Annotated in this window: 27 protein-coding genes; 19 read left to right on the forward strand and 8 right to left on the reverse strand. The window is 47.2% G+C overall.

What is annotated here, in order from left to right:
- Positions 1–22 precede the first annotated feature (22 nt).
- Complete coding sequence (locus tag ACQY2W_RS00315) at positions 23–1,018, reverse strand: S8 family peptidase (RefSeq protein WP_428048546.1); 996 nt, start codon at positions 1,016–1,018, stop codon at positions 23–25.
- A gap of 125 nt (positions 1,019–1,143) precedes the next feature.
- On the opposite strand from ACQY2W_RS00315, the gene ACQY2W_RS00320 reads away from it, so the two are divergent.
- Positions 1,144–1,710 carry an LA_2272 family surface repeat-containing protein gene (locus tag ACQY2W_RS00320; protein WP_428048548.1) on the forward strand — a complete coding sequence of 189 codons (567 nt, stop codon included), beginning with the start codon at positions 1,144–1,146 and terminating at the stop codon, positions 1,708–1,710.
- Between the two features lie 70 nt (positions 1,711–1,780).
- On the opposite strand, the gene ACQY2W_RS00325 is transcribed toward ACQY2W_RS00320, so the two are convergent.
- Complete coding sequence (locus tag ACQY2W_RS00325) at positions 1,781–2,311, reverse strand: type IV pilin protein (protein ID WP_428048550.1); 531 nt, start codon at positions 2,309–2,311, stop codon at positions 1,781–1,783.
- 326 nt (positions 2,312–2,637) lie between these two features.
- On the opposite strand from ACQY2W_RS00325, the gene rpsB reads away from it, so the two are divergent.
- From rpsB to frr, 4 genes are all read left to right on the forward strand, one after another.
- Positions 2,638–3,681, forward strand: a complete 1,044-nt coding sequence (rpsB, locus tag ACQY2W_RS00330; protein ID WP_428048552.1) for a 30S ribosomal protein S2 — start codon at positions 2,638–2,640, stop codon at positions 3,679–3,681.
- 71 nt (positions 3,682–3,752) lie between these two features.
- Entirely contained in the window at positions 3,753–4,574 is an 822-nt protein-coding gene (gene tsf / locus ACQY2W_RS00335) for a translation elongation factor Ts (protein WP_428048554.1), read from the forward strand.
- Between the two features lie 109 nt (positions 4,575–4,683).
- The gene (gene pyrH / locus ACQY2W_RS00340; RefSeq protein ID WP_428048556.1) at positions 4,684–5,400 is read left to right on the forward strand and encodes a UMP kinase; all 717 of its coding nucleotides are present in this window, start codon (positions 4,684–4,686) and stop codon (positions 5,398–5,400) included.
- Positions 5,401–5,544: 144 nt separating this feature from the next.
- Positions 5,545–6,108, forward strand: a complete 564-nt coding sequence (gene frr, locus ACQY2W_RS00345; protein ID WP_428048558.1) for a ribosome recycling factor — start codon at positions 5,545–5,547, stop codon at positions 6,106–6,108.
- Between the two features lie 86 nt (positions 6,109–6,194).
- Here frr and ACQY2W_RS00350 read toward each other — a convergent pair whose 3' ends face one another.
- Positions 6,195–6,710: a type IV pilin protein gene (locus ACQY2W_RS00350; RefSeq protein WP_428048560.1), complete on the reverse strand. Its 516-nt coding sequence runs from the start codon at positions 6,708–6,710 to the stop codon at positions 6,195–6,197.
- A 570-nt stretch (positions 6,711–7,280) separates the two neighbouring features.
- On the opposite strand from ACQY2W_RS00350, the gene uppS reads away from it, so the two are divergent.
- From uppS to ACQY2W_RS00385, 7 genes are read left to right on the forward strand one after another with little or no spacing between them, the layout of a single operon-like run.
- Positions 7,281–7,967 (forward strand): polyprenyl diphosphate synthase, encoded by a 687-nt coding sequence (gene uppS / locus ACQY2W_RS00355; protein ID WP_428048562.1) that lies wholly within the window; start codon positions 7,281–7,283, stop codon positions 7,965–7,967.
- 1 nt (position 7,968) lies between these two features.
- Positions 7,969–8,679 (forward strand): DNA alkylation repair protein, encoded by a 711-nt coding sequence (locus tag ACQY2W_RS00360; protein WP_428048564.1) that lies wholly within the window; start codon positions 7,969–7,971, stop codon positions 8,677–8,679.
- 48 nt (positions 8,680–8,727) lie between these two features.
- Positions 8,728–9,543 carry a phosphatidate cytidylyltransferase gene (locus ACQY2W_RS00365; RefSeq protein ID WP_428048566.1) on the forward strand — a complete coding sequence of 272 codons (816 nt, stop codon included), beginning with the start codon at positions 8,728–8,730 and terminating at the stop codon, positions 9,541–9,543.
- Positions 9,540–10,739 (forward strand): 1-deoxy-D-xylulose-5-phosphate reductoisomerase, encoded by a 1,200-nt coding sequence (gene dxr, locus ACQY2W_RS00370; RefSeq protein ID WP_428048568.1) that lies wholly within the window; start codon positions 9,540–9,542, stop codon positions 10,737–10,739. Before ACQY2W_RS00365 ends, dxr begins: the two co-directional genes overlap by 4 nt.
- Positions 10,740–10,747: 8 nt before the next feature.
- A complete protein-coding gene (locus ACQY2W_RS00375; RefSeq protein ID WP_428048570.1) occupies positions 10,748–11,863 on the forward strand; it encodes a M50 family metallopeptidase in 1,116 nt (371 codons plus the stop codon).
- On the forward strand, positions 11,850–12,932 hold the full coding sequence (gene ispG / locus ACQY2W_RS00380) for a flavodoxin-dependent (E)-4-hydroxy-3-methylbut-2-enyl-diphosphate synthase (protein ID WP_428048572.1): 1,083 nt from the start codon (positions 11,850–11,852) through the stop codon (positions 12,930–12,932). The genes ACQY2W_RS00375 and ispG overlap by 14 nt, the downstream gene beginning before the upstream one ends.
- A 9-nt stretch (positions 12,933–12,941) precedes the next feature.
- Complete coding sequence (locus tag ACQY2W_RS00385; RefSeq protein WP_428048574.1) at positions 12,942–14,663, forward strand: proline--tRNA ligase; 1,722 nt, start codon at positions 12,942–12,944, stop codon at positions 14,661–14,663.
- 54 nt (positions 14,664–14,717) lie between these two features.
- Here ACQY2W_RS00385 and ACQY2W_RS00390 read toward each other — a convergent pair whose 3' ends face one another.
- The 4 genes from ACQY2W_RS00390 to ACQY2W_RS00405 all read right to left on the reverse strand — a co-directional run bounded on the left by ACQY2W_RS00390 (position 14,718) and on the right by ACQY2W_RS00405 (position 18,152).
- Positions 14,718–15,206, reverse strand: coding sequence for a type IV pilin protein (locus tag ACQY2W_RS00390; RefSeq protein WP_428048576.1), 489 nt, complete (start codon positions 15,204–15,206; stop codon positions 14,718–14,720).
- 339 nt (positions 15,207–15,545) lie between these two features.
- Positions 15,546–16,412: a hypothetical protein gene (locus ACQY2W_RS00395; RefSeq protein WP_428048578.1), complete on the reverse strand. Its 867-nt coding sequence runs from the start codon at positions 16,410–16,412 to the stop codon at positions 15,546–15,548.
- 64 nt (positions 16,413–16,476) lie between these two features.
- Complete coding sequence (locus tag ACQY2W_RS00400; protein WP_428048580.1) at positions 16,477–17,001, reverse strand: hypothetical protein; 525 nt, start codon at positions 16,999–17,001, stop codon at positions 16,477–16,479.
- 134 nt (positions 17,002–17,135) lie between these two features.
- Positions 17,136–18,152, reverse strand: coding sequence for an outer membrane protein (locus tag ACQY2W_RS00405; RefSeq protein WP_428048582.1), 1,017 nt, complete (start codon positions 18,150–18,152; stop codon positions 17,136–17,138).
- 179 nt (positions 18,153–18,331) lie between these two features.
- Between ACQY2W_RS00405 and rimP the strand changes: the two genes are divergently transcribed.
- The 3 genes from rimP to infB are packed head-to-tail and all read left to right on the forward strand — an operon-like array spanning position 18,332 to position 22,601.
- A complete protein-coding gene (gene rimP / locus ACQY2W_RS00410) occupies positions 18,332–18,790 on the forward strand; it encodes a ribosome maturation factor RimP (protein ID WP_428048584.1) in 459 nt (152 codons plus the stop codon).
- A gap of 21 nt (positions 18,791–18,811) precedes the next feature.
- Positions 18,812–20,344 carry a transcription termination/antitermination protein NusA gene (gene nusA / locus ACQY2W_RS00415; RefSeq protein WP_428048586.1) on the forward strand — a complete coding sequence of 511 codons (1,533 nt, stop codon included), beginning with the start codon at positions 18,812–18,814 and terminating at the stop codon, positions 20,342–20,344.
- Positions 20,319–22,601: a translation initiation factor IF-2 gene (gene infB / locus ACQY2W_RS00420; protein ID WP_428048588.1), complete on the forward strand. Its 2,283-nt coding sequence runs from the start codon at positions 20,319–20,321 to the stop codon at positions 22,599–22,601. The genes nusA and infB overlap by 26 nt, the downstream gene beginning before the upstream one ends.
- Positions 22,602–22,760: 159 nt before the next feature.
- On the opposite strand, the gene ACQY2W_RS00425 is transcribed toward infB, so the two are convergent.
- Positions 22,761–23,261 (reverse strand): type IV pilin protein, encoded by a 501-nt coding sequence (locus ACQY2W_RS00425; RefSeq protein WP_428048590.1) that lies wholly within the window; start codon positions 23,259–23,261, stop codon positions 22,761–22,763.
- A gap of 123 nt (positions 23,262–23,384) precedes the next feature.
- Here ACQY2W_RS00425 and rbfA point away from each other — a divergent pair, with 123 nt between their 5' ends.
- From rbfA to ribF, 4 genes are read left to right on the forward strand one after another with little or no spacing between them, the layout of a single operon-like run.
- Positions 23,385–23,744, forward strand: a complete 360-nt coding sequence (rbfA, locus tag ACQY2W_RS00430) for a 30S ribosome-binding factor RbfA (RefSeq protein WP_428048592.1) — start codon at positions 23,385–23,387, stop codon at positions 23,742–23,744.
- Positions 23,734–24,726 (forward strand): DHH family phosphoesterase, encoded by a 993-nt coding sequence (locus ACQY2W_RS00435; RefSeq protein WP_428048594.1) that lies wholly within the window; start codon positions 23,734–23,736, stop codon positions 24,724–24,726. Before rbfA ends, ACQY2W_RS00435 begins: the two co-directional genes overlap by 11 nt.
- Positions 24,704–25,411 carry a tRNA pseudouridine(55) synthase TruB gene (truB, locus tag ACQY2W_RS00440; RefSeq protein ID WP_428048596.1) on the forward strand — a complete coding sequence of 236 codons (708 nt, stop codon included), beginning with the start codon at positions 24,704–24,706 and terminating at the stop codon, positions 25,409–25,411. Before ACQY2W_RS00435 ends, truB begins: the two co-directional genes overlap by 23 nt.
- A complete protein-coding gene (ribF, locus tag ACQY2W_RS00445) occupies positions 25,408–26,301 on the forward strand; it encodes a riboflavin biosynthesis protein RibF (RefSeq protein WP_428048598.1) in 894 nt (297 codons plus the stop codon). Before truB ends, ribF begins: the two co-directional genes overlap by 4 nt.
- Positions 26,302–26,315: the final 14 nt, after the last annotated feature.

Raw genomic sequence — 26,315 nt, forward strand, 5'->3', positions numbered from 1 at the left:
GAGGATAGAAAGGTTTTCCGTCTTAATTAAATTGGGCTTCCAATTTTTTTACGTCAATAAATCCGTGTCCTTGTTTTTCTTTAGCGATGCCGGGCACGAGGGAAGAAGCGGAAATTAAACTTTGTTTTACTTCGTCAACGGTGGGATAGCGACCTAATTTCTTTTGCAACCCTTCCACCGCTAACGCCGCCGCCGCGCTGACAAACCCTGCTGCCGCGGATGTACCGCTCATTAAGGTATATGAGCCGTCGGCGTCGGTGGTATAGACCCGGTCCCCGGGGGCGATAAAATCTATCTGCGGACCGAAGGTAGAATTAACATACGCACTTTTCCCGTCAGCCGCAAGCGCACCCACCGCCAGGGTGGACCACAAATTAGCCGGATAGTGTACTCCGGGATAACCGAAATTGCCCGACGGACACACAATCACCACGCCGCTGTCGTGCGCGCGGTTAATGGCGTTTGTAAGCGCGACATTTCCGCCATTATGCACGCCGTAGCTTAAATTCAAAACCGTAATTTTTTTATCGGGGTGCTGTTCATTATAGGTAAGGAGCGTATTGATAGCCGCCGTAGCCGCTTGCGGACCGATTAAACGGCTGCCGTCGTCTATTTTATACACAAAAATCTGCGCGTCCGGGGCAATACCCGTAAATTTCACTCCGCGCGCCCCGATAATACCCGCCACTCCGGTACCGTGGTTTTTTAAGTCGGCTACCGAAGCCGATTGCGTAAAATCTTGACCTTGTATATTTTTCCCGTTAAATTCAACGTGCGAAGAAATACCGCTGTCCGCCACCGCCACAATCACGCCGCGACCCGTCAATTTTTTTTGCGTGGGATAAAAACGATACGCCCACATATTGTCAAACGGGGGCGTTTTGGGGGTATTATCTACAAACGAAATTTCCCCCTCCTCGCTCACGCGCATATTTGTCGGCCCTAAAAAAAGCGTATCGGTTGCGTAAAGTTCAAATGTAGCGCACAATAAAAAAAGAAGATAGCTAATTTTTTTCATACTACCCTACCTTATATAAGCATTGTAGCAGTTTTTTGTGAAAATCTATCGCAAAAAGTGATACAATACCTTTATGCCGCATGAGTTTTCGTGTGGCAACAAACTAAAAAGGAGAAACAAAACACATGAAAAAAATTGCAGTATTGTTAGTTGCTTTATTGTGCACGGCCCCGGCGTTTGCGGGTGATAAAGGCATTTTGAAATTGTCCTTGTGGGACGATATTGCCGTAGCCGTACCGAACAACATTCATAATGTAACGGGTATTGATTTAGGTATCGGGTCTAAAGCCCAAACGGTAGATGGCATCCAATATGACTTCATCTACAACGATGCACACAAAGTGCGCGGTATTAAAACCGCTTGGTTCTACAACACCGCCGATATCGTTTACGGTTTGCAAGGCGGTTTAGTAACCGTCAACCGCCAAGATATGCGCGGTATCCAAGGCGGCTTAGTTTCCATCAACAAAGGCAGCATGCAAGGTTTACAAAGCGGTTTCGTAACCATTGATGAAGGCAACGTAATCGGTGTGGAATACGGTTTTGTAAACTGGAACAAAGGCCACTTGACCGGTGTGCAACTCGGTTTTGTAAACTACGTCAACAACATTAAAGGTTTACAAATCGGTCTGTTAAACATTGCCAAGAACGGTTATTTGCCGGCTATGATTTTCATCAACGGCCGCTTCTAATCGTTTAGAAAGGTTTGTTAGATGTAACACACCCCGCACCGAGCGGGGTGTTTTTTTGCAAATAATAAAATTACATATCCAGTACGTACGCACGGTAATCATCACTCCAAGGGATCCTTGTACCGTTCATCAGTTTATTACAATAACTGCCCTCTTCCCCTTCGTAACTGCTCGTACGTTCCATACACAAATATCTACGACTATTACTACCGCTTAAACGGTAACTAAATGCTGTATCCGTGTATTTACCGGATAACCTGCGCACACTGATAGACGCAGCACCTGTACCACTAATAAATGTTAACCGAATTCGCCAATCGTTATTTTCACGGCAATCTTTTACATTTCCACCTTCGCAAGAGTCAGGTTTTTGCCACGGAATATCTACTGCCAATTCATCAAAACTTTGGGCATATGTTCCGTTGGCCAAATGATAGGCATCTTGCGCTTGAACAACTGTTTTGATAAGAGCAAGTGCTTGCGTGGCCTTGCTTTTTTCTACTGCTTTTGTGTACTGCGGTAGCGCGACCGCCGCCAATATACCGATGATTAACACCACCACCAACAATTCAATCAGCGTAAATGCTTGTTTGTTTTTCATACAACCTCCTTTTTTATCATCAAATAAAATGTAGCAAAAAAAAAAACGATGTCAACCCCCTTGCCGGGGGCAGGCAAATGGGGAGTCATCTTCCGCTTAATTAGAGCCACACGCTTTTTGTGATGTCGCTTTGCCAAACGGGTAAATTATGGGCAAAAAACATTTTCACACAAATTGCTCCTTTTTATATATAATGTGTACAGGTGAAATTGAGCGGAAGGCCGCAACCAGTTCGTAAATCAAAGGCCGTTCCGACGTCACCCAGGCAAGCACCGCCAAGGTATCCTCTACCTTAATTTAGGTGTAAGCCACAGGAGAATAAATAAATGAGTAATGTATCTATGAAAGCCATGCTGGAAGCCGGCGTGCATTTTGGTCACCAAACTTCCCGCTGGAACCCGAAAATGGGCCGCTATATCTTTGGAGAAAGAAACGGCGTCCATATCTTAGACTTACAAAAAACCGCCAAAGAACTTAAAAAGGCCTGCGCTTTTGTAAAAGAAGAAAGCAAAAAAGGTGCTAAATTTTTGTTCGTCGGCACGAAAAAACAAGCCCAAGAAGCTATCCAAACCGAAGCCGCCCGCTGCGGTGCTTATTGCATCCACGAAAAATGGCTCGGCGGAACGTTAACCAACTTCCAAACCGTTAAAAAATCGGTGGAACGCTTAAACGAACTTGAAAAATGGGAATCTTCCGGCGTATTTAAAGCCATTTCCAAAAAAGAAGCCAGCCGCTTAACCAAAGAAATGGTGCGCTTGCAAAAATTACTCGGCGGTATCCGCGATATGAAAGTATTGCCCGACGTAGTTTTTGTAATTGACCCGGTTGACACCGCCGGTGCCGTACGCGAATCTTACACGTTAGGGATCCCGGTTGTTGCCGTGTGCGATACCAATGCCGACCCGGATATGATCAGCGTACCCGTCCCCGGTAACGACGACGCCGCACGCTCTATCAAATTATTCTGCGCCGCGATGGCTGATTCTATCTTGGAAGGCCGCGCCGAAGCAAATCCGGCCAAAGCTGAACAAGAAGAAAAACCCGCCGAAAACCCGGTTATGGCCCAAGCGTTTGAAAGCGCGATGTTAGCCGCCGAGAAAGAAGCGCAAGAAAAAGAAGCCGCTAAAGAGGAAGCTCCGGCCGTAGCCGAAGAACCGGTTAAAGAAGAAGTAAAAGAAGAAAAACCGAAAGCTAAAAAAACGACTACCGCTAAAAAAACAACCGCCAAAAAAACGACGGCTAAAAAAGCGGAAGAAGTAAAAGAGGAAGCTAAGGAAGAAAAACCCAAAGCTAAAAAAACGACCGCCGCTAAAAAAACAACCGCCAAAAAAACGACGGCTAAAAAAGCGGAAAAAGAAGAAGCCAAATAGTTTTGCTTCTGTGGGGAGTTCCCGCCCGGGAACTTCCCCCTCACTTTAGCGTTGATTTAGGAGAAAGAAAAATGTCTATCATGGACGATATTAAAAATTTAAGAGAAAAAACCGGCGCCGGTATGATGGATTGCAAAAAAGCCCTTACCGAATGTAAAGGCGATATGGAACAAGCCATCGTTTACTTGCGCAAAAAAGGGTTAGCCGCCATGGCTAAACGCGCCGACCGCGATACCAAAGAAGGCCGCGTCAGCGTCAAAACCGACGGCAAAAACTTCGCTATGGCCTACCTCGGTTGCGAAACCGACTTTGTGGCCAAGACCGATGATTTTATTAAACTGGCCGACGAACTTGCCCAATATGTGTTGGAACACCCGGGTTTGGACTACATGAACGATGAACACATCAAAGCCCAAATCACCGAACGCGCTCCGAAATTCGGCGAAAACACCACCTTTAAAGGTGCTTATAACTGGACCCCGGCGGAAAACTCCGTCATGGCCTATTATGTGCACTCGGACAATAAAAAAGCTTCCATTTTGGAACTGGCTATTAAAGGAAATTGCGACAAAGCCGCCGCGACCGAAATTGCCCGCGGTTTAGCTATGCACACCGTCGGTATGCAAAGCGGTTGGGTAGATGCTAAAGATATCCCGCAAGCTGTCATTGACCGCGAGTTGGATATCTACCGCACGCAAGCGCAAAACGAAGGCAAACCGGCTGAGGCCATTGAAAAAATGCTCCCCGGCAAAGTTAAAAAGTTTGCCAAAGAAAACTGCCTTTTAGAACAACCCACGATTAAAGACAACAAAAAAACCGTGGCGGACTACTTAAAGGAAGAATCTAAAAAATTAGGAGCCGAACTGAGCGTTGTACGCTTTGTACGTTTCTAATTCAAAGCCCCTCGCAAGAGGGGCTTTTTTTAAGTCTATTTATAAAGTAGATTTAAGAAAAGCTCGTTTTGTGCTACAATAGTAAAAATAGATTTTTAAGGAGAACGCTATGACCCCCACCAAGAAAAAAAGAGTTTTGTTGAAATTATCCGGCGAGGCCTTAATTAACGAGGGCCACCGCGGCATTAACCCGCAATCGTTAAAAGAAATCGCCGTGGAAATTGCCGATGCGTATAAACATAGCAACTGCGAACTGACTATTGTAATCGGCGGCGGGAACATTTGGCGCGGCGTGCGCGACGGGGGCGGCGTGATTGACCGCGTTAATTCCGACAATATGGGCATGCTCGCTACCGTCATTAACGCCATTGCGTTGCAATCTGCCATTGAAGATGCCGGCGTTCCCACCCGTGTGCAAACTTCTATCAATATTTATCAACTGGCCGAGGCCTTTGTGCGCCGCAAAGCCCTGCGGCACTTGGAAAAAGGCCGCATTGTTATTTTTGCAGGCGGCACCGGCAACCCGTTTTTTACTACCGACAGCGCAGCCGCGCTCCGGGCCTCTGAAATTAACGCGGATATTTTGCTTAAAGCCACCCAAGTTGACGGCGTGTACGACAGCGACCCGCGCAAAAACCCGGGTGCCAAACTGATTCACAAAATTACGTATGCTGACGCGATTGCCAAACGCTTGCAATTTATGGATACGGCGGCACTCGCGCTTTGTATGGAAAAACAATTACCGATTCAAGTTTTTAACTTGCACGTAAAGGGTAACATTAAAAAAGCCCTCTGCGGCGAAGAAATCGGCACGTTGATTTATTAAATAATCTGCCCCGTTCGTCATCCCGCAGTGTTTCTATGCGGGATATAGCGGGGCAACGATAAGAAAGATGCTGAAACGAGTTCAGCATGACATTAAATTAACAATAATTGCTATAATAAATTAACTTTATTTCACGAGGTTACTATGGAAGAAATTACCGCTTTACTCAGCAAAACCAAAACCGATATGGCCGAACACGTCGCCCGCTTGGAACGCGATTTGTCCACGATCCGCACGGGCCGCGCCAGCGCGGGCCTGTTGGAAAATATCCGTGTAGATTACTACGGCACGCCGACCCCGATTAAACAAATGGCCGTAATCAACATTTTAGACGCTAAAACCTTGGAAATTCAACCGTGGGATATCAGCTCGCTTAACGATATTGACAAGGCCTTACAACAAGCCGACCTCGGCGCCAGCCCCGTTAACAACGGCAAAGTGATCCGCATTACGCTCCCGTCCATGACGGAAGAACGCCGCAAACAACTCGCTAAAAACATTTCCAAAATGAGCGAAGATTTTAAAGTGGCGATTCGCAACGTACGCCGTGATATTATGGAAAAACTTAAAAAAGCGCAAAAAGCGTCCGAAATTACCGAGGACGATTTGAAACGCTACGAAAGCGACGTGCAAAAAGCGACGGATGCACACATCGCGCAAATTGATGCCGTGATTTCCAAAAAAGAAGCCGAAATTATGACGATTTAGATCTTGGCCGTCCGGCCACGCAACCTTACATACAAACGCCCTTGCTTTAACAAGGGCGTTTGTAACGGATAAAAAATCAAAAATTTCTACGGATAGGGCCACCAATAGACGTTATTCGCCTCAGCATATTCTGCAATGCCCGTTTCGGCCTTACATATTTGGTTGCGGATATCATTTTCCGTACTAGCCCCTTCCACACGACATTGGGCTCTCCCCGGTATATGCGCGGAAAATAACAAATAAATTTCATACCCTATTTGATGTTGCGCATTACGACATCCTACCGCCGCAGAATTTGTACCCGGTGTAGGCGTATGTGCAAAACAATATCCCCACGAATAATCAAACTGACTAGACGTACTTGTATTTAATTTATTTTCCGGCATGACTCCCAATATATCCAAATCTTTGGTATATTCTCCGTTAGCTAAATAATATACTTCTTCCGCATCAGCCATGCTTTTAGTGAGACTCTTTAATGTAGCATACCGGCTTTTAATTACCGCCTTTTGATATTGCGGCAACGCTACCGCCGCCAGTATGCCAATGATTAACACAACCACTAAAAGTTCAATCAGCGTAAATGCTTGTTTGTTTTTCATATTATTCTCCTTTAATAGTTTTTAGCAACAAACAAAATGTAGCAAAAAAAAAAACGATGTCAATAGGCAATTTTTTACCGACGAGAAATCAAAAAACCAAAGCTCTTACGGCCCGCATCCCAAAGAATAACATCGTAGAAGTTTTGATGATTTTTTAGATTTGAGCCGTATTGCGCGGGCTAGTGCCCCGTATAGGCGTTTGGGTTAGCAAGGAATTCTATTTGCTCTATTGCGTTTAGCCGTTTTTGCGTAGGACGGCTAGGCAAAAAAGTGAAGTCTATGTAATCATAGACGAGCTTTTTTAACAACGCCGGATAGCAAAAACGGCTAAACCCTGCGGGCCGCGTCCTTTACGCGCTACCCTAAAAAGTCCAGCGGTGCAAAGGCAAACAGAACTCCTTGCTAACCCAGCTACGTCAAGGGGCAGGGACGCGCAAGACGGCCAAATGTGGAAAATTGTTTCACGGGAACACGACACAAAGGCGTAACGTTTGTTGCGCCTTTGTGCGTGCTTACAGAAGATAAGAACAAGTTAAGTATAGCTGACATCAAAATTGGTAAAATATACATATGACAAGTGCACTTCCCACACATATCGCGATTATTATGGACGGAAATGGCCGCTGGGCCAAAAGCCGCCATTTGCCGCGTTTAGCCGGGCACAACGCCGGGGCCAAAGCCGTGGAACGCACGATAAAAGCCGCGCAAAAAAATCATATTTCTTTTTTAACGTTGTACGCTTTTTCTTCTGAAAATTGGTCGCGCCCGCAAGAAGAAATTGACGGGCTGATGAAACTACTTTCCCAAACCTTGCGCGATTATACCAAGACCGCAGTTAAAGAAAATATCCGTCTGTGGGTCAGCGGCGAGCGCGAGCCGCTCCCGCCCGCGTTACTTGCCCAAATTGATGAGGCCGTTAAAACAACCGCGCACAACACGGGGCTGACGGTTAATCTCGCGCTAAACTACGGTGCGCGCCAAGAAATTGCGCACGCGGTAAATAGTGCACTCGCCGCCGGAGAAAAAAATGTTACACCGGAAACCTTACGCCGCTATTTCTATCACCCCGATTTGCCGGACCCGGAACTGATCATCCGCACGTCGGGCGAAGAACGTCTTTCTAACTTTTTACTTTGGCAAGCCGCGTACAGCGAGTTTTATTTTACGCCTGTTCTCTGGCCCGATTTTAACGAGCAAGAATTTGAAAAAGCACTCGCCGCGTATGCCTCGCGCACCCGCCGTTTTGGGGGTATTTAATATGAACGATGTAGCAAAACAAGCCCAAGAAATTGTAGCGCAAATCAAACGCCTTTCTTCCCCCCGCTTTAAAAAACAAATGAGCGAGCGTTTTGGAATAAATACAGAATTTGCCGTCGGTACGCCGGTTACACAACTGCGCGAACTGGCTAAAAAAATCCCTCACCCCAACCAACAATTAGCCGAAACGCTGTGGCAAACCAACGTGCACGAAGCACGCATTTTGGCCTCTATTTTATCAGACCCGGCCCGTATTTCCGCCACCACCCTTAAAACGTGGGTGCACGATTTAAACTCGTGGGATATTTGCGATGCGTGCGCGGGCAATTTATTTTGCAAACTCAAAAATCCGCTCCCGCTTATTGAACGGTGGATGAAAAACGAAGAAGAATTTGTCCGCCGTGCCGGGTTTGCTACCCTGGCCTGTTTAGCCATGCCGCGCGCCAAAACGCCCGATAACGCATTGTTGCCGTTTATGCCGCTTATCAAAATTCACGCGGCCGACCCACGCCCCATGGTCCACAAAGCCGTCAACTGGGCCTTGCGAAATATCGGCAAGAAAAACCCGCGTTTAACGCCTTTTGCGCTTGCCTGTGTGGATGATATCCTAGATTTATACGAAGATAACAAAGCCGCCCGTTGGGTTGCTCATAACGCCCGGTGGGAGCTTAACTCCCCCAAAATCAAAGCTCTTATTTCCACCCGCCGCTAAACTCCCCCGCGCCTGCACGCGCGTACGGAAATTTAGTAAAATAAATATATGCTATTACCCAGAATTTTAACGGCCGTTATCGGCCTTCCCGTTATTTTAGCCGCTATTCATTTTGGCGGTATCGTTTACATGGTTTTTGTGGGCTGTGTAATCTTGCTTTGCTTATACGAATATAGCTTAGTGCTCACGTTAGGCAAAAAGCCGATTCATACAATTAGCTTGATCCTCTTTGGGCTGCTAATGGCGGCGGTAGCTATTTTGGGCCGCACTCCGCTCAAAAGCGAACTGCCCGATAACTTATATCCTTTTGCAATTAGCGTAGTTATCTGCGGCGTACTTTTAGTAGAAGTATTAACGCCCAAACGCTCGTGGGAACGCGTGTGCAATACCTTTACGGGTATTTTTATGATTCCGTGGTCACTGGCGCATTTAATTAACTTGCGCGATATCCCCACGTACGGCGAATATTTAACGCTTTTTATGATGGTAACTATTTGGGTATCGGATACGGGGGCCTATTTCTCGGGCCGCTTTTTCGGACGCCACAAATTAAACCCCGAAGTCAGCCCCAAAAAGACGTGGGAAGGCGCGGTGGGCGGCACGTTACTGGCCGTCGGGGCCGCCGCACTCATGCAACACTTATTCTTACCGACGTGTTTTTCCGTCAAAGCCGCTTTGGGTTTAGGGTTACTGGTAGCGGTAGTCGGGCAAGTGTCTGATTTGGCTGAATCGGTACTCAAACGCTCGGCGGGTGTCAAAGATTCTTCCAACTTACTGCCCGGCCACGGCGGCTTTTTGGACCGCTTTGACTCTTATTTATTACTCGCTCCGTTATTTTACTACGTGGTACTTTATACGATATGAAACAGATTGTCATTTTAGGTTCCACCGGATCAATCGGCACGTCGTCTTTAGACGTTATTGACCGCTTAGGCCCCGCCTACCGGGTGATTGCCTTATCGGCTAACAGCAATGCTGAGTTGTTTTTAAAGCAACTACACCAATTTAAACCGCGCTTTGCCGCGGTCATGAATCCTGCCGCTTACGAAAAAATCAAAGACCAAATCCCCGCCGGCACACGTTTGTTGCCGCCGGAAATTGACAGTTTATGCTTTATGGCCTCACTCCCCAGCGCGGACCTTATCATTAACGGGGTCGTCGGTGCGGTTGGGTTTCAGCCGCTCGTAGCCGCTATTAAAGCAGGCAAAACGGTGGCCTTAGCCAACAAAGAGCCCATGGTCATGGCCGGTAAAACTTTAATGCAAGAGTGCGAGCGGTGGAAAGGGGCTATTTTGCCCGTTGACAGCGAGCCGTCGGCTATTTTCCAATGTCTGGCGGGTATGGCTAACGAACACACGTATAATACGATTTCGCAAGATATTTCCCGCATATTTTTAACCGCATCCGGCGGCCCGTTTGCGAAGCGCAAGGGTGCGCTTTCCACCGTTACGCCCGAAGAAGCATTAAATCATCCGCGTTGGAAAATGGGTAAAAAAATTACCATTGATTCGGCTACGTTAATGAACAAAGGGTTTGAATCTATTGAGATTATGAATTTATTTAACTTGCCCGAGCAAAAAGTGCAAATTGTCATTCATCCGCAATCTATTATTCACTCGGCAGTGGAATTTCACGACGGAGCAATTTTGGCGCAACTGGGTGAGCCCGATATGCGTGTGCCGATCCAATACGCCATTACGTACCCGAAACACATGCCCGGGCCGGTCAAAAAATTAAATTTATTTGAAGCCGCCAAACTGGAATTTTTTGCACCCGATTTTAACCGCTTTCCTTGTTTAGAGTTGGCGTTAGCTGCTTCCCGGCAAGGGGGCATTTTTCCGGCGGTGCTAAGCGCGGCAGACGAAATTGCCGTTGACGCTTTCTTAAACAGAAAAATCAAATTCACGGAAATTGCCAAACTGGTTTATACCGTCCTTAAAGCGGCCCCGCAAACGCCCGGCCACGCTACGCTTAACCAAGCATTGGAGGCCGACCGCTGGGCCCGCGAAAAAGCGCAAGAAGTCTTGCAAAACAAGAGCTATCGCAAAGCAATTATCTAGGAGAAATTATGTTACTTTCCGTTTTAGCTGTTCTGGTTGTATTAAGCCCCATTGTCATCGTGCACGAGTTTGGGCACTTTTTGGCATGCCGTCTAACGGGTATCCGCGTGAACGAATTTTCGTTTGGGTTTGGTAAAATTTTGTGGCATAAAAAATCGGGCGATACCGACTATCAAATCCGCGCAATTCCCTTTGGCGGCTTTGTAGAGCCCGCCGGCCCTATGTTCCACCCCGAGGGAGCCAAAGAGCCACCCAAACCTTACGAATTTGCCGCCAAAAAATGGTACGCCAAATTTTTTATGGTGATTAACGGTGCCCTCTTTAATTATCTGTTAGCTGCAGTTATTTTTTCCGCACTTGCGTATTTTAAAGGTGTACCGGAAACCGACCCCGTCCGTTTGGCTACTACCGTCGGCGAGGTGGTGGAAGGATATCCGGCTGAAAAAGTTTTACAAACCGGGGACGAAATTACCCGCGTCAATGATACGGCCGTAACTAACTGGAAAGAATTAACGGATGCCCTTACCAACCGCCAAGGCGATTTAAAACTTACGTATACCCGCGGCGGCGAAACGCTGACGGCCCGTATCAAAGCGGACGATTTTAACGCCGATAAACCCACCGTGTTGGGCATAACCGTACAACCCACGTACCGTGTGGTATCGTGGTGGCAAGCACTCGGGCTGGGTGCGTACCAATGTTATTATTGGACGGCGTTGTCGCTTTCTTCACTAGCCAAAAGTTTCCAACAGAAAAAAGCACCCGAACTCGCCGGACCGATTGGCATTGTAAACGTAATTCACAAAGCCGCACACCGCAGTTTAGTAGATTTTGTGTTTTTAATTGCCTTGCTGTCCGTGGCCGTCGGTATGTTTAACTTGTTTCCGATTCCGATATTAGACGGCGGCTACGCACTTGTCTATTTATGGGAAGGGCTTACACACAAACTTCCGACGGAAAAAACGCTGAATATCGCCGTTAATTGCGGGCTGTATTTACTGATTTTACTGGTTGTATATGCGTCTTATTCGGATATTAAACGCATTTTCTTTAAATCCCCCGCCGCCGTTGTGCAAACGGAGGAAAAAACATCTTCTGCCGAGGTAACAAATGTACAAGACTAGAGAAGTAATTGTGGGCCCTTACACCTTAGGCACCGGCCATCCGGTGCGCGTGCAAAGTATGTGCAATACCGACACGCATAACGCCGAACAAACCGCCGCGCAAATTTGTGCGTTGGAAGAAGCGGGTTGCGAAATCAATCGCGTGGCCGTGCCGGATATGGACGCCGCTAAACAAATTGGCGAAATTAAAAAGCGTATCCACTCCCCCCTCGTGGCGGACATTCATTTTGACTATAAACTCGCCTTAGAAGCTATCAAACAGGGCGTAGATAAGGTACGCATTAACCCCGGCAATATCGGGGCTATTGAAAACACAAAAGAAGTCGTGCGCGCCGCGGCCGATAAAGGCGTTGCTATTCGCATCGGTGTCAACGCGGGAAGCGTAAAATACCTAAAACAAGTGCAAGGCCGCATGGAGCTTTCCGACGATAAATGGGCCGAAGTTATGGTTAGTGAGGCCCTAGAACAAGCCAACATTTTAGAGCAATTAAACTTTAAAAATGTAGTCGTTTCCTTAAAATCGGATAATTTTAAACGCACCGTGTTGGCTAACGAACTGTTTGCCAAACAAAGCGATATCCCCTTGCACATAGGGCTGACCGAAGCGGGCAGTTTTTTAAGCGGCACGGTTAAAAGTTCCGTCGCACTGGGCACACTACTCCAAAAAGGTATCGGCGCGACAATTCGCGTTTCTCTCACCGAGGACCCGCGTTTGCAAGTACGCACGGCGTATGAAATTTTAAAGGCCTTAAATCTGCGTGAATATGGGCCGAATTTGATTTCCTGCCCGACGTGCGGACGCACGCAAGTAGATGTAACGGGCACGGTGCACGCACTGGAAGAAAAGATTTATAACGATAGCGCGTTGCGCCAAAAAGCTACCGGGCTAAAAATTGCTGTCATGGGGTGCATTGTAAACGGCCCCGGCGAAGCGCGCGATGCCGACTTTGGTATCGCCGGCGGCAAAGGCGAAGGCCTTTACTTTGAACACGGACAAACCATGTTCAAGCTCCCCCAAGAAAAATGGGTAGATTTTTTAATTGGTAAAATTAAAACTTGGAAAAAATAAGGACAAATTATGAAACTATCAAACTATTATATTCCTACACTAAAAGAAGCGCCGAAAGACGCTGATACGTTATCCGCCAAACTGATGATCCGCGCGGGGCTGATTCGCAAACTCGCCAGCGGCTTATACGAATGGTTGCCGCTTGGGTTACGCGTTCTAAAAAAAGTGGAAAACATCGTGCGCGAAGAAATGGATAAAGCCGGCGCGTGCGAAGTATGGCTCCCCGTAGTGCAACCCAAGGAACTGTGGGAAGAAAGCGGCCGTTGGACGTTTTACGGCAAGGAACTCTTGCGCTTTGAGGACCGCAAAAAAGCCGAGTTTTGTATTGCGCCTACCGCCGAAGAAGTCATTACCGATTTGGTGCGCAAAGACGTTTCTTCTCATAAACAACTCCCTGTTTGCTTATATCAATTCGGCACCAAATTCCGTGATGAAATTCGCCCCCGCTTTGGCGTGATGCGCGCGCGCGAATTTTATATGAAAGATGCTTATTCTTTTGCCGCCACCGACGAAGATGCCTCTAATTGGTATAAAAAAATGTACGACGCATACCAACGCATTTTCACGCGTTGCGGTTTTGAATTTGCCGCGGTGGAAGCCGATACCGGCTCTATCGGCGGTAATTTTTCACACGAGTTTATGGTCTTGGCCGACACCGGCGAAGATACGATTGCCAACTGCCCCGCGTGCGGCTACGCGGCCAACACCGAAAAAGCGGAAATTATGCCGCCCGCCGACGTGCAAATAAACGAAGCCGACTTAAAACCCATGGAAAAACGCGATACGCCCAACGCCCACAGCGTGGAAGATGTAGCCCACTTACTTAATGTAGCCACCGATAAACTGATTAAACTATTGGTTTTTACCGCTGACGGCACGCCGGTTATCGCGCTTGTCCGCGGCGACCATGAGTTAAACGAATTTAAATTTAAAGCATTACTAAAATGCAACGAGCTTGAAAAAGCCAGCGAAGAAGTTTACATGCAAGTAACCGGCTCGCCCGTCGGCTTTGCGGGCGCACAAGGGCTTAAAGTCAAAAACCCGAACGTCAAAATCTATGCCGATAATTATGTTAAAAATATCGTAAACGGTGTAGCCGGCGGGAACGAAAAAGACGTCCACGCCGTTAACGTTACCCCGAAGCGCGATATTCAAGTAGACCAATATGCCGACTTAAAAATGGCCTCCGCGGGCGATAAATGCGCCAAATGCGGCGCGGCTTTTACATTTAAACGCGGCATTGAAACGGGCCACGTGTTTAAACTCGGCACCAAATATTCTGCCGCCATGCACGCTACTTTCCTAGACGAAACCCAAAAAGCTCAGCCCATGATTATGGGTTGCTACGGCATTGGTATTTCCCGCGTGGTGGCCGCCGCTATTGAGCAAAGCCACGACGACAACGGCATTATTTGGCCCGCGCCATTGGCTCCGTTTGATGTAGCACTCGTATCCATTGATTACGACTCTAACCCGGATGTTAAAAAACATACCGACGAAATTTGCGCGCAGTTGGAAAGCGCGGGTTTGTCGGTTTTGGTGGATGACCGCGATGAACGCCCCGGCGTGAAATTTAAGGATATGGACTTAATCGGTCTGCCGCACCGTCTGGTGGTCAGTTCCCGCACCGTCAAAGACGGCGAGTGCGAATATAAAAACCGCCGCGAAAAAGACGCCGTACGGTGGAAATTAGAAGACGCGGCCAACAAGCTAATTGAACTTGCGAAATAAAACGATAGTAAAAAAGCCCCCGCAAAACATGGGGGCTTTTTTAATGGGATAAATTTATAATGTACCGTTCGCGTCTACCTGCTCGCATAATTTGCGTTGTATAGTTGTTGCTGTACCTGTGGGATAATAGGTGCACCTTATGCGTTGCGGTTCATTTCTACTTATTTTTAAATAATAAACATCACCTGTCACCTTGCCATTGAAAAGGCGCTGAGCTATGGCTAGTGCCACGTCGCTATCTCCATTGGGCGAATAAACAAAATATTTTGTTTTTATACGTCCTTGCAACCAACCGGATGATATTTTTTCTCCCGGGACTTCTACATCTAATAAATCTATTTGTTGGATATCCGCGTATTCGCCTGTGGCCATATAATGGACCTGATTGGCATTTGCAATGGCTCGCACGAACGTCATGGCCTCAGTAAGACGCGCTTTTTCTACCGCTTTTTGGTATTGCGGTACGGCCACCGCCGCCAAAATACCAATGATGAGTACAACCACTAAAAGTTCAATAAGCGTAAATGCTTGTTTGTTTTTCATGTTATTCTCCTTTGATAACTTTTACCAACAAATAAAATGTAGCAAAAAAAAAAACGATGTCAAGGCCCTTGCCGGGCCCAGGCGTGAGGCCTAAAACCTCTGTTTGCATTTAATGCGATATTTTAGCAATAGGGAATTTCATTGACGGTACTTTCGTTGGTCTTGCCGGGGGCAGACATATTAAGGCCGCGAGACCGCAAAATTACCCAAACGTAAAAAATTGTTTCACGGAAACACGACACACGCCCCTAGGACACTACGAGATCCTGAATTAAATTCAGGATGACGTCCTAGGGGCGTGTACGTGCTTATAGAAGATTCTGCAAAAATAATAAACAACTAAAACGTAATACCGGCGCGGATACCATATTCGCGCGTAATGTTAAACGGCTCCCACATCTGGCCTTCGTACCATGTACTGGTACCGGGGTTATATTCGTAGTAGGTTACTTTGTCAGAATTTTGAATTTTCCAATACCGATAGAACGGCTCCACAAAAATACCGATTCCACCCAAATCGGTTTCCAGTTTACCGCTTACGCGCAACCCGAAACCTTTGTCTTGTTTATTGGAAACAGAGCCCACATTCCATGTATCGTCCACGTGGCTGTTTTGGTTACCGTGAATCAACCAATCAAACTGCCCGTTGACGGTAAAGCGCGACGAACTGCCCATTTCAAACGTCAAATTTAACCCTAACGGCACATATATATACGTGGACGTACGTTGATAGCTATATCCCACCACACCGCCGTAATCTTTTAAACCGTCCTCCCCGTTACGCAGGGACCGCCAACCAATCCCCATATACGGCCACACACGTACGACGTCGCTACCTAAGCGGTAATACTGACCCAGTTTAAGGGCGGCTTCCATGTAATAATCTTTATCGCCGGTTGTTTTAAACGGCGTACCGTCTTGCAAGTAGCCGTCGTAATCGGCATCACCGTTCATGTAACGAAACTCCAACACACCAAATGTCGGGTCGTCCGCATCCACATCGGCCGATTTTAAACTTTGGCGCATATACATCACACTAAAACCTTGCTTGGTGGCCGTGTTGTGAATCGGATAGTCCATATGCGGCTCGCGGTAGCCGTAGTCGGAATATTCGTAGGCAAGTTCAAAATTATGTTTTTTATCCTCGCGAGCCAACACCGGCAAACTGACCGCTAACATCAAAATAAATATAACTAATTTTTTCATCTTTTCTCCTTTTTCAGACATAATTTTTCCCCAAGAAAAAATCTCAGGGAAAATAAAATAATTACTATTTATTCACTACGTAAACAGAAATGGTTGTACCGTCCCCGGCCATGTTGTGTGAGAACGTCCCGCCGATAGCTTTGCACATATCGTTGGCTTTCTGGTTGGTTTTTATTGCTTGGCAAAAACGTTTGTGCAACGTATTACCGGATAGCACAATTTGGTAATGCAAGGCACTGGCATATTTGCCGATCGGCGAACAGCGAATATCGTTTTTGTTACGCATTCCTTGTCCGTACGATAGTTCACACGAAAAATTTTTATTGGCAATTTCCCAATCGGAAATCCGTTTGGCATCTAAATTAGTGCGCAAATCGGAAACAGCCGCCGGCCATATATGTTTTTCAATGTAGAAAGTCTGCGCAGCATTGTACAACACTTCTCCGGCGTCAATAGCCGCCTTAAAATTCTTTTTTAATTTTGCTTGTTCGTATTTCGGATAGCCCACCACCCAAGCAAACAATAGCAACAACAAAACCGTAATAATGTTTAACAGCACAGCAGAACCACGTACATAATTTGTTTTCATATATCACCCGTAAAAATGCGTAGAATGTACTGCTAAGCAGAATTTAGCAAAAAACGCTCTGCTTGTGCAAGCTTTTTTTACACGAAAAAAGGGGCCTGCTTAGCAGACCCCGGGTTATGATGTGAACACACGCATCAAAACCGCATACCTACACGCAGTAACAAGGAGTGATATTGTACGTTGCGGTCTTTGTGCAAGGGCGTTAAATCTTTATCGCTAATAAACCCATAGGTATAACGATATTCTAACCCGGCAAACAGCGAGCTTGTAATGTCGTACTGCATACCCGCCCCGATGTAAAATGCAGCTCCCCATTTATCATGGTTATCGCTTACACCGTTCATACGGGTTTTCATACGCGCGTTCATCATACCGATACCCATCGGCGAATAGATTTGGAAATTATCCCACGGATTGATGGTTAATTTGCCCGCTAATGAAATATCGTGCGCGTACATACCGTGATAGCGGCGTTCGTTGGCCCCGTCGCCATGTGTTTTCGCACTCGGGTGAAGCATCGTATAATCTAACCCAAATGCCAAATAATCGTTCACATCGTACAAAGCAGTCATACTGGCCGCCAAACCCATAGAGCCATAGCGGTCGTTTTGATTGTCTTTATTATAGGCAAACACCGTTCCCCCCGCCAAAGACAGTTCCATCTTGTTGGCATTGGCCCGGGCGGCTTTGCTGGGCTGGTAGGAGCTATAAATCACGCCGTCCGTGGTCTGTTTCCCTTGCGGATTGGTAACGGTTTGCTCCACCATGCCGTAGTCGGTCGTGCCTTTTTTATTCGTCACACTGACATTGTAATGATCGGTCTGGGTCGTGGTAGTATCTACTTTTAATTTGGGCTCGCCCTTTTTTAACGACGCCGCGTTTTGTACTTGCGTTGCCTTGGCCCCGGCCGCTTGTTGGTTGACAGCTTGCACGTGGTGTACCGCCGGCTTGCGTGCAGATGGATGCGCGTGCTGATGCCCTTGCATCGGCACGGTAACAGCTACTTGTTCGCCCTGTACTACAACGCCGCCGGGCGTATTGGCAGCGGCTACTTCACCGACTACCAACGTCTCTTGCCCTTGTTGGGCAAAAACTAAACTGACCATGAGTAACATAACAATAGCCAGTACAGCAATATGAATTTTCTTCATGTTTTCTCCCCCTGAATAAAAATTACAGCTTTTCCATTGTAGCCAACCTGTTTCCCCCCGGCAAGCCCAAAAAATGATTAGAATATTGACATCTTTTGCCCCAAATGTTACTATATATATAGTAAGAGCGACTTGACAGCAAGTCGCTCTTTCGTTAATACGGCTCAAAAGGAGTTAACATGAGAGACCCTAAAACGATTGAACAAACCGTTGCAAAGGCATTAGAGAGCGAGCATGTTGAATTGGTGGATCTGGTGATTCAAAACCAAGGCAAGAAAAAATTGCTCCAATTCTTTGTAGATAAAGTCGGCGGCGTTACGCTGGACGACTGCGGCGAACTGACCGACAAAATAGACGCCATTTTGGAAATGGAAAATTTGATTGAAGGAGCTTACATTTTGGAAGTTTCTTCCCCCGGCGTACAACGCGTACTTAAAAAGCCCGCGCATTTCAAACAATTCATTACTCAACGCGTAAAAATTGTACTTAAAGTGCCTTTGGAAGGTCGCGGATTTTTTACCGGCGTTATCGCGTCAGCCGATGACAACGGCTTTGTCTTAGACGACGGCACCAACCAATATACGTTTGCCTATGACAACATCAAAAAAGCCAATTTGGACCCTGTTTTAGAATTTTAACACACAAGGAGAACAAATAACATGGAAGGATCAGCTAAAGACTTACTCCTCGCTTTAGAGGGGCTTGAAAGAGAAAAAAATATTAAACGCGAAGACATCTTAAAAACCATTGAAGATGCCCTCGTATCCGCACTTCGCAAAAACTTGGGTAAAACCGCCCAAATCAGTGCCAAAATTGACGTAGAAACCGGCTCTATCAAAGCTTTTCAACTGTTAAATGTAGTGGAAAAAGTGGGCAACCCGGAAACGGATATCAGCGTAGAAGATGCAAAAGCACATCTTAAAAATCCCAAAGTGGGCGACACCGTAACCATTACGCTGGAAGTAAAAGACTTTTCCCGCATCGCCGCTCAAATTGCTAAACAAGTGCTCATCCAAAAAGTACGCAGCATTGAACGGGACAATTTTTACAAAGAATATAAACCGCGCGAAGGCGAAGTGATTACCGGCTCGGTACGCCGTTTTTCCGATAGGGATATCATCGTGGACTTGGGCAAAATTGAAGCGATTTTCCCCTACTGCGAACAGATCCACAAAGAACGCTACTCCACCGGATCGCGCATTAAAGCCGTGATTGCCAAAGTGCTCAGCCCGGCCGATTTAGCCGAAATCAACGACGACCCTACCTTGGGCCGCTATAAATCTGCCGCGTTTCGTTTAGACAAAGGCCAACGCGGGCCGTATGTGATCTTGTCACGCGCCAACGGCAAATTTTTAGAAGAACTGTTTAAAGTAGAAGTTCCGGAAATTGAAGAAGGCATTGTGGAAATTAAAAAAGTAGAACGGGACCCGGGTTTCCACGCCAAAGTCATGGTGTCCAGTATTGACAGCAAAATTGACCCTATCGGTACATGCGTGGGGATGCGCGGTATCCGTATCCGCGCGGTCATGAACGAACTTTCCGGCGAACGTATTGATTTAATCGGTTACTCCAATGATATTTCTACCGTGCTGATGAATTCCATTTCACCCGCCAAGGCCGATTATGTCAAAATCACCAGTGCTACCGAAAAGAAAGCTACTATCGTCGTACCTGATGATCAATTAGCCATTGCAATCGGTAAAGATTGGCAAAATATCAAGCTCGCCAGCCGCTTAACCGGTTGGGACATTACCGTCAAGAGTGAAACACAAAAAGCCCGCTCGGAGCAAGTAGCCGTTGAAAATTTACAACGTCTGTTTGTCAACATTGAGGGCGTCGGACCGGCGCTCGCGGAAGTGTTGCAAAAAGCCGGCTTTAGCAATGTGGAACAATTAGCCACCGCTACGGCAGAACACTTATCTGCCGTACAAGGTATCGGCGAAAAAACAGCTGAGAAAATTATTGAAGGTGCTAAAAAATTCTTAGCCGACAGAGAACTTAAAGAAGAAGTCCGCGCCCAAGCGACGGCCGAACAAGCCGCCCGCGTCGCGGAAAAAGAAGCGCAAAAAGCCAAAAAAGCCGCCGAAAAAGCGACCAAGAAAGCCGCAGCCAAAGCTGCTAAAGCCGAACAATCTGACATAGAACCGGCCCAAGAGGGAGACGCGCATGACGACCAAAAAGACAACCAATAAAGAGGACGAAGCCGCTCCCAAAAAGAAAACGGCCCCGGCTAAAAAAACAACCGCCAAGAAAACTGCCGCCAAAAAAACGGCAGAGAAACCAGCGGCTAAAAAAACAACCGCTAAAAAGACGGCTGTTAAAAAAACGGCCACTAAAAAGACGGCCGAAAAACCGGTAGCGAAGAAAACTGTAAAAGCGGCTAAGCCGGAAGTAAAACCGGCTCCGGCCCCCGTGCAACCCAAACCCGTTGCACAGCCCGCCGCAGTTGCACCCAAGCCGGCCCCTGTTGCGCCTAAGCCGGCTCCTGCAACGGCTCCGGCGCCCAAGCCCGTATCCGCGCCTAAACCTGCGCCCGTTGTCGCTCCTAAATCACAACCTTTCGCGCAAAAACCGGCAGAGCCCAAACCTACGCCCGTGCAACAGCCCAAGCCGCAACATCCGGCCAACGTAGACCGCCACGGACACATCAAACCGCAACAGCAAGAAATGCCCAAAAAAGACGATAAAATCGTTCGTATCGTCGGGCAACCTACGGTAAAAGAGTTGGCGGAAAAGCTCAACATCAAAACAAACGATTTCATTAAAAAACTGATGATGATGGGGATTTTTGCCACCATCAACCAACGGTTGGAAAAAGACATGATTGAGTTAATCGTGGACGAATGCGGTTTCAAAGCGGAAATGGCTGAAGAAGACTTAACCAAAGAAGCCGTTGCCGCCATGGAAACGGAAGATGACCCGGCCGACCTTAAACCGCGCAGTCCGGTCATTACGATTATGGGCCACGTGGATCACGGTAAGACGAGCTTGTTAGACGCTATCCGAAAATCTAACGTCGTAGCCGGCGAGGCGGGAGCTATCACCCAGCATATCGGCGCGTACCGCGTCAAAACGCCGCGCGGTGTGCTGACGTTCTTAGATACGCCCGGTCACGAAGCGTTTACCGCCATGCGTGCACGCGGAGCGCAAGCTACCGATATTGTAGTGCTTGTTGTGTCTGCCACCGACGGTATCATGCCGCAAACTATTGAAGCTATGGAACATGCCAAAGCGGCCAAAGCTCCTATCATTGTAGCCGTCAACAAAATTGACTTGCCCGGAGCCAACCCCGACCGCGTTAAACAAGATCTCGCGGCCCGCGGACTGGTGCCGGAAGAGTGGCAAGGGAGCACCATTTTCGTAGAAATTTCGGCTAAAAAGCACATCAACATTGATAAGCTTTTAGAGATGATTGCACTGCAAGCCGAAATGATGGAGTTAAAGGCCAACCCGGATAGACCCGGTGTGGGCGTTATTTTGGAAAGCAAACGCGACAATAAACGCGGCGTAGTCGCCACCGTGCTCGTGCAAAAAGGTACGATGAAAGTGGGCGACCCGTTTATCGTCGGTACGAACTACGGACGTATCCGCGCGCTCATTGACGAAAACGCGCAACGCTACCAAAAAATCGGCCCCAGTGTACCCGCCGAAATCTTGGGTATTAACGGCGAGCCGCCGCAAGTGGGCGACACGCTTTATATTATGCCCAGCGAAAAAGAGGCCCGTTATACTGCCGAAAAACGCAAATTGGCGCAAAAAGAAGATTCGCAAGCGCACCGCAAACAAGCGTCGCTAATGAATTTAGCTAAGAGCGAAGACGGCACGAACTCCGTGAAAAAATTAAGCTTAATTTTAAAAGCGGACGTACAGGGCTCTATTGAAGCGATTAAAGATGCGCTGTTGCGTATCCCGTCGGATGAAGTAGAGGTGGATATTGTCCTTTCCGCCCCGGGCAACATCAACGAATCGGATATTCTGCTGGCTAAGGCCTCTAACGCGGTTGTCATCGGTTTCCACGTGGATACCGAACACAAAGCCCAAGCCGAAGCCGAACGCGAAGGCATTGAAATTCGCCAATATACCATTATCTTTGAATTGCTAGAAGATATCAAAGCCGCTATGGAGGGCTTGTTAGAGCCCGATGTGGTGGAAACAGTCGTCGGCACAGCTACCATTAAAAAGGTAATGAAATTAAGTTCCGGCATTATCTCCGGCTCGCTCGTAGACAGCGGTACCATTTACCGCGGATATGAAGTGCGCGTAAAACGCAACGGCGAGGAAGTTGGCCACGGCAAAGTAGGCGGCTTAAAACGCTTCAAAGACGACGTAAAAGAAGTAGAAAAAGGATACGAGTGCGGTATCTTGGTAGAAGGATTCAAAGGCGTCATGGAAGGCGACGTGATTGAGTGTTTCAAAAAAGAGAATGTAACCCGCAGAATTAAAATGTAAATTTTAATTCAAGTTCATCCGCATAACATATGCATAAAGCCCCGCGCAAGCGGGGCTTTTTAAACAAACAAGGTGAGATTCCAAATCAAGTTTGGAATGACGCTTATAAAAAACACCCCGCGGTTTTCCGCGGGGTGCGTTTGTTATGCAAAATCAAACTTATTTGATTTCACCGGTGGAGTTGTTGGCCACCGATTTGCAAACTTTATTAGTGGTCGTAAAACCAGAGGTTTTACCGGCGGCTACGTCCGTATCGCACCAGCGGGTAATATTGCCGTTAGTGTCAATATTCAAACCGAGCGTATAGTGCAATTCGGCAGTACCGGTGAACGGGGTTTTGTTAGAGTCAATACGTTCTGCTTTAGCCGTGAAAGACGGGCTGTGAGAAACCACAGACACTTTGAAGTTTTTCGTATAAGCAGAAGACGTACCGCACAAACCCGGCAATTGCAAGTCCAACATCGTCAAGTCGTTGGTATAGCTGCCCATACCCATTTGATAGATTTGTTCGGCCGTAGCCAAATCACCTAACAATTGGATAGCTTCCGACGCGCGTGCTTTTTCCACCGCTTTGGTGTATTGCGGCAACGCCACGGAAGACAAAATACCAATAATCAACACTACTACTAACAGTTCAATCAAGGTGAAGCCCTGTTTCATATTACTAATCTCCTTAGTTAGAATCAAAAGTGCTTTAACAGCACTTCTTAAATAGTTTAATACCTTTTGGGCAAAATTGCAAGTGTTTTTTTAACATTTTTTTGAAAATGCTATAATTTAAATATGATAGACAGAATCAAACGCTTAGAAACCCTTTTATTAGAAGAAATCAACACACTCGTTACAAAGGCCGCCGCCAACGGAAACTTCGGCGGGTTTGTAACTATTACTGCGGTCCACCTGACTAAAGATTTATCCGCGGCCAAAGTATTTTTTTCGGTGTTCGGATCGCCGCAGGACCGTCAAAAAACGCAAGAGGCGCTTAGCGTTCTGCGCAAAGAAATCGGCGCACAACTGCGCGGACGCTTGCATTTAAAACGGATCCCTTCATTTTCCTTTGAATATGACGACACGCCGGAAAAGGCCTCTCGCGTGGAAGCTATTTTTCAAGTGATTGAAAAGGAACACGAACATGGAAAATAGAGAAGAAAGTTTGGCCCAAATTTGGAAAGCCATTCACAACGGTCGTAAGTTTTTTATTGCCGGGCACTTAAACCCCGACGGCGATTCGCTAGGGTGCACGCTCGCGGTCACTTCGCTGCTCACGCGCCTTGGCAAAACCGTTTATGCCTATGCCGCGCCGGCTATCGGAAACGATTTGAAATTTTTACCCGGCTTAAATCAAGTCCACGTAAACGAACTGCCGCAAAACCCCGACTTTGACACCGTCTTATTATTAGAATGTTCCGATAGGCAACGCGGCGGCGATTTGGAACACATTTTATCTGCCGCCAAAACGCTCATCAACATTGACCACCATTTGGTAAGCGACGCTTACGGGCACGTCAATCACATTGATTCCGGGGCCTCCTCCACCGCCGAAATTATTTTCCAATTATATGAAGCGTCTGAAGACAATTTACTCCCCACACCGGATGAGGCAACCTGCTTATACACCGGACTCGTAACCGATACGGGCCGTTTTGTCCACTCCAACGCCACCGCTGAAGCATTGCGCGTGGCCTCGGCGTTGGTAGCATTAGGGGCTGATATCGGGCAAATTAACCAAGTAATTTATTTCACTAAATCGTATATTGAATTAAAACTGTTGGGCCGCGCTTTGGAAAAAATGGAAATGCGTTTTGACAACAAATACAGCCAAATTATTTTAACCAAACGCGACTTTGAAACCTTCGGCGCAACGCCTGCCCAAACACAAGGTATCGTCAGCCAACCGACCATGATTCCCGGCGTGGAAGTGTCAGCTCTGATTAAAGAGGAACCCGATAAAGTATCCGTCAATTTACGTTCGCGCGGTAACGCCGATGTCAGCCGTATCGCCCAACAATTCGGCGGCGGCGGACACGCCCGCGCGGCCGGATTTAAAGTAACGGACAAAACAATTACCGAAGTAACCGATGCACTCGCAGAAGTGGTACAAGATGTCGTCAGAAACTTGCCCTAACGCGCCGAGCGGACTACTGCTTATAGACAAACCGCGCGACTTTTCTTCGCACGATATTATTGCTATTTCCCGCCGGATATTACGCACTAAAAAAATCGGACACAGCGGCACGTTAGACCCTATGGCTACGGGGCTACTCATTTTACTGGTCGGGCGGGAAGCTACCAAACGGCAAGCCGAATTTTTAAAACTGTCCAAAACATATACCGCCACGCTTACGCTGGGGCAAGAGACCGACTCGTGGGACGCCTGCGGCAACGTAATTACCGAAAAAGATGTGCCCGCACTTACCCAACAAGACGTGCAAAACGCCGTACAAAAATTATCGGGCGAAATAGAACAGCCGATCCCGTTTTTCAGCGCGAAAAAAATCAACGGGCAAAAGATGTACTCGCTCGCCCGCGCCGGACAGGAAATGGAACGCAAATTCAACCGCGTACAAGTTGCGTGGACCCGCATTTGCTTAACTTCCGCAAAAACGGTAGAATTTACCGTACATTGTTCGTGCGGGACGTATGTGCGCTCATTAGGATATTTACTGGCTAACGAGTTGGGCACCGTCGGACATTTAACCCAACTACGGCGGCTTGAAATCGGCCCGTACAACGTGCAAAACGCGTTTGACGGCACGCAACTTAAACAAACAGACACGGACACGCTTTATAAACGGATCATTTCACTATGAAAAATTTTATTACAATCGGCACTTTTGACGGCGTACATACCGGCCACCGCTTTTTGATTAACCAACTGGAAATGTTGGCCGCCAAAAACCGCCAAAAACCATTGGTGTTATATTTCCCGCTCCCCCCCAAAACCTTGCTAGGTATTAAGCCGGAAATGACGGTATTGACGCTACCCAAAGAAAAAAAATTATACCTGCGCGAATTGGGAACGCCGGCAAAATTGTTGGACTTTGCAAAGTGCCGCAATATGCGTGCGGAAAAATTTTTCAAAGATATTTTGCTTAAAAAATACAATATGGGCGGGCTACTGGTAGGGGCCGATTTTGCCTTAGGCAAAGACCGCCACGCCGGGGTAGATTGGCTAGCCGCCCAATGTCAGCAACTTAATATCCCGTTTGAAATCGTGCGGTTTTACAAAACAGGTACGCAAAAAATTTCGTCTTCCTTAATTCGTAAAACCTTGGCCGCGGGCGATATCGCACGCACCAATACGCTGCTGGGCCGCCCGTATGAGCTGACGGGCCGCGTGATAAAAGGAAAACAACTCGGCCGGAAATTGGGCTTTCCGACGGCCAATTTAAATACGGGCATTTATAAGATTTTGCCGCTTGGCGTGTTTGCCGTTAAGGTGCGCGTCGGCAAAGAAATATATGACGGTTTTTGTAACATCGGTTTCCGCCCGACCGTCAACCCCATTAACGGCAGTTTGCCGTTGGTGGAAGTGAATATCTTTGATTTTGACAAAGACATTTACGGCAAAAATATTACCGTTTGGTTTGCGGACAAACTACGCGACGAAACAAAATTTGACACGCTCCCCGCGTTGGTTGCCCAACTCAAACAAGACCGCAAAGACGCCAAAAAGATACTGAAGAAATTTACGGTATAAAATTGCAAAGCCCC

Source organism: Candidatus Avelusimicrobium caledoniensis, assembly GCF_902756455.1.
In the GTDB taxonomy this organism is placed as follows: domain Bacteria; phylum Elusimicrobiota; class Elusimicrobia; order Elusimicrobiales; family Elusimicrobiaceae; genus Avelusimicrobium; species Avelusimicrobium caledoniense.

Bases quoted from the DNA above. Each gene is read 5' to 3' on its own strand.
- ACQY2W_RS00315 (WP_428048546.1), bottom strand. From the start codon at position 1,018: ATGAAAAAAATTAGCTATCTTCTTTTTTTATTGTGCGCTACATTTGAA.
- ACQY2W_RS00320 (WP_428048548.1), top strand. From the start codon at position 1,144: ATGAAAAAAATTGCAGTATTGTTAGTTGCTTTATTGTGCACGGCCCCG.
- ACQY2W_RS00325 (WP_428048550.1), bottom strand. From the start codon at position 2,311: ATGAAAAACAAACAAGCATTTACGCTGATTGAATTGTTGGTGGTGGTG.
- rpsB (WP_428048552.1), top strand. From the start codon at position 2,638: ATGAGTAATGTATCTATGAAAGCCATGCTGGAAGCCGGCGTGCATTTT.
- tsf (WP_428048554.1), top strand. From the start codon at position 3,753: ATGTCTATCATGGACGATATTAAAAATTTAAGAGAAAAAACCGGCGCC.
- pyrH (WP_428048556.1), top strand. From the start codon at position 4,684: ATGACCCCCACCAAGAAAAAAAGAGTTTTGTTGAAATTATCCGGCGAG.
- frr (WP_428048558.1), top strand. From the start codon at position 5,545: ATGGAAGAAATTACCGCTTTACTCAGCAAAACCAAAACCGATATGGCC.
- ACQY2W_RS00350 (WP_428048560.1), bottom strand. From the start codon at position 6,710: ATGAAAAACAAACAAGCATTTACGCTGATTGAACTTTTAGTGGTTGTG.
- uppS (WP_428048562.1), top strand. From the start codon at position 7,281: ATGACAAGTGCACTTCCCACACATATCGCGATTATTATGGACGGAAAT.
- ACQY2W_RS00360 (WP_428048564.1), top strand. From the start codon at position 7,969: ATGAACGATGTAGCAAAACAAGCCCAAGAAATTGTAGCGCAAATCAAA.
- ACQY2W_RS00365 (WP_428048566.1), top strand. From the start codon at position 8,728: ATGCTATTACCCAGAATTTTAACGGCCGTTATCGGCCTTCCCGTTATT.
- dxr (WP_428048568.1), top strand. From the start codon at position 9,540: ATGAAACAGATTGTCATTTTAGGTTCCACCGGATCAATCGGCACGTCG.
- ACQY2W_RS00375 (WP_428048570.1), top strand. From the start codon at position 10,748: ATGTTACTTTCCGTTTTAGCTGTTCTGGTTGTATTAAGCCCCATTGTC.
- ispG (WP_428048572.1), top strand. From the start codon at position 11,850: ATGTACAAGACTAGAGAAGTAATTGTGGGCCCTTACACCTTAGGCACC.
- ACQY2W_RS00385 (WP_428048574.1), top strand. From the start codon at position 12,942: ATGAAACTATCAAACTATTATATTCCTACACTAAAAGAAGCGCCGAAA.
- ACQY2W_RS00390 (WP_428048576.1), bottom strand. From the start codon at position 15,206: ATGAAAAACAAACAAGCATTTACGCTTATTGAACTTTTAGTGGTTGTA.
- ACQY2W_RS00395 (WP_428048578.1), bottom strand. From the start codon at position 16,412: ATGAAAAAATTAGTTATATTTATTTTGATGTTAGCGGTCAGTTTGCCG.
- ACQY2W_RS00400 (WP_428048580.1), bottom strand. From the start codon at position 17,001: ATGAAAACAAATTATGTACGTGGTTCTGCTGTGCTGTTAAACATTATT.
- ACQY2W_RS00405 (WP_428048582.1), bottom strand. From the start codon at position 18,152: ATGAAGAAAATTCATATTGCTGTACTGGCTATTGTTATGTTACTCATG.
- rimP (WP_428048584.1), top strand. From the start codon at position 18,332: ATGAGAGACCCTAAAACGATTGAACAAACCGTTGCAAAGGCATTAGAG.
- nusA (WP_428048586.1), top strand. From the start codon at position 18,812: ATGGAAGGATCAGCTAAAGACTTACTCCTCGCTTTAGAGGGGCTTGAA.
- infB (WP_428048588.1), top strand. From the start codon at position 20,319: ATGACGACCAAAAAGACAACCAATAAAGAGGACGAAGCCGCTCCCAAA.
- ACQY2W_RS00425 (WP_428048590.1), bottom strand. From the start codon at position 23,261: ATGAAACAGGGCTTCACCTTGATTGAACTGTTAGTAGTAGTGTTGATT.
- rbfA (WP_428048592.1), top strand. From the start codon at position 23,385: ATGATAGACAGAATCAAACGCTTAGAAACCCTTTTATTAGAAGAAATC.
- ACQY2W_RS00435 (WP_428048594.1), top strand. From the start codon at position 23,734: ATGGAAAATAGAGAAGAAAGTTTGGCCCAAATTTGGAAAGCCATTCAC.
- truB (WP_428048596.1), top strand. From the start codon at position 24,704: ATGTCGTCAGAAACTTGCCCTAACGCGCCGAGCGGACTACTGCTTATA.
- ribF (WP_428048598.1), top strand. From the start codon at position 25,408: ATGAAAAATTTTATTACAATCGGCACTTTTGACGGCGTACATACCGGC.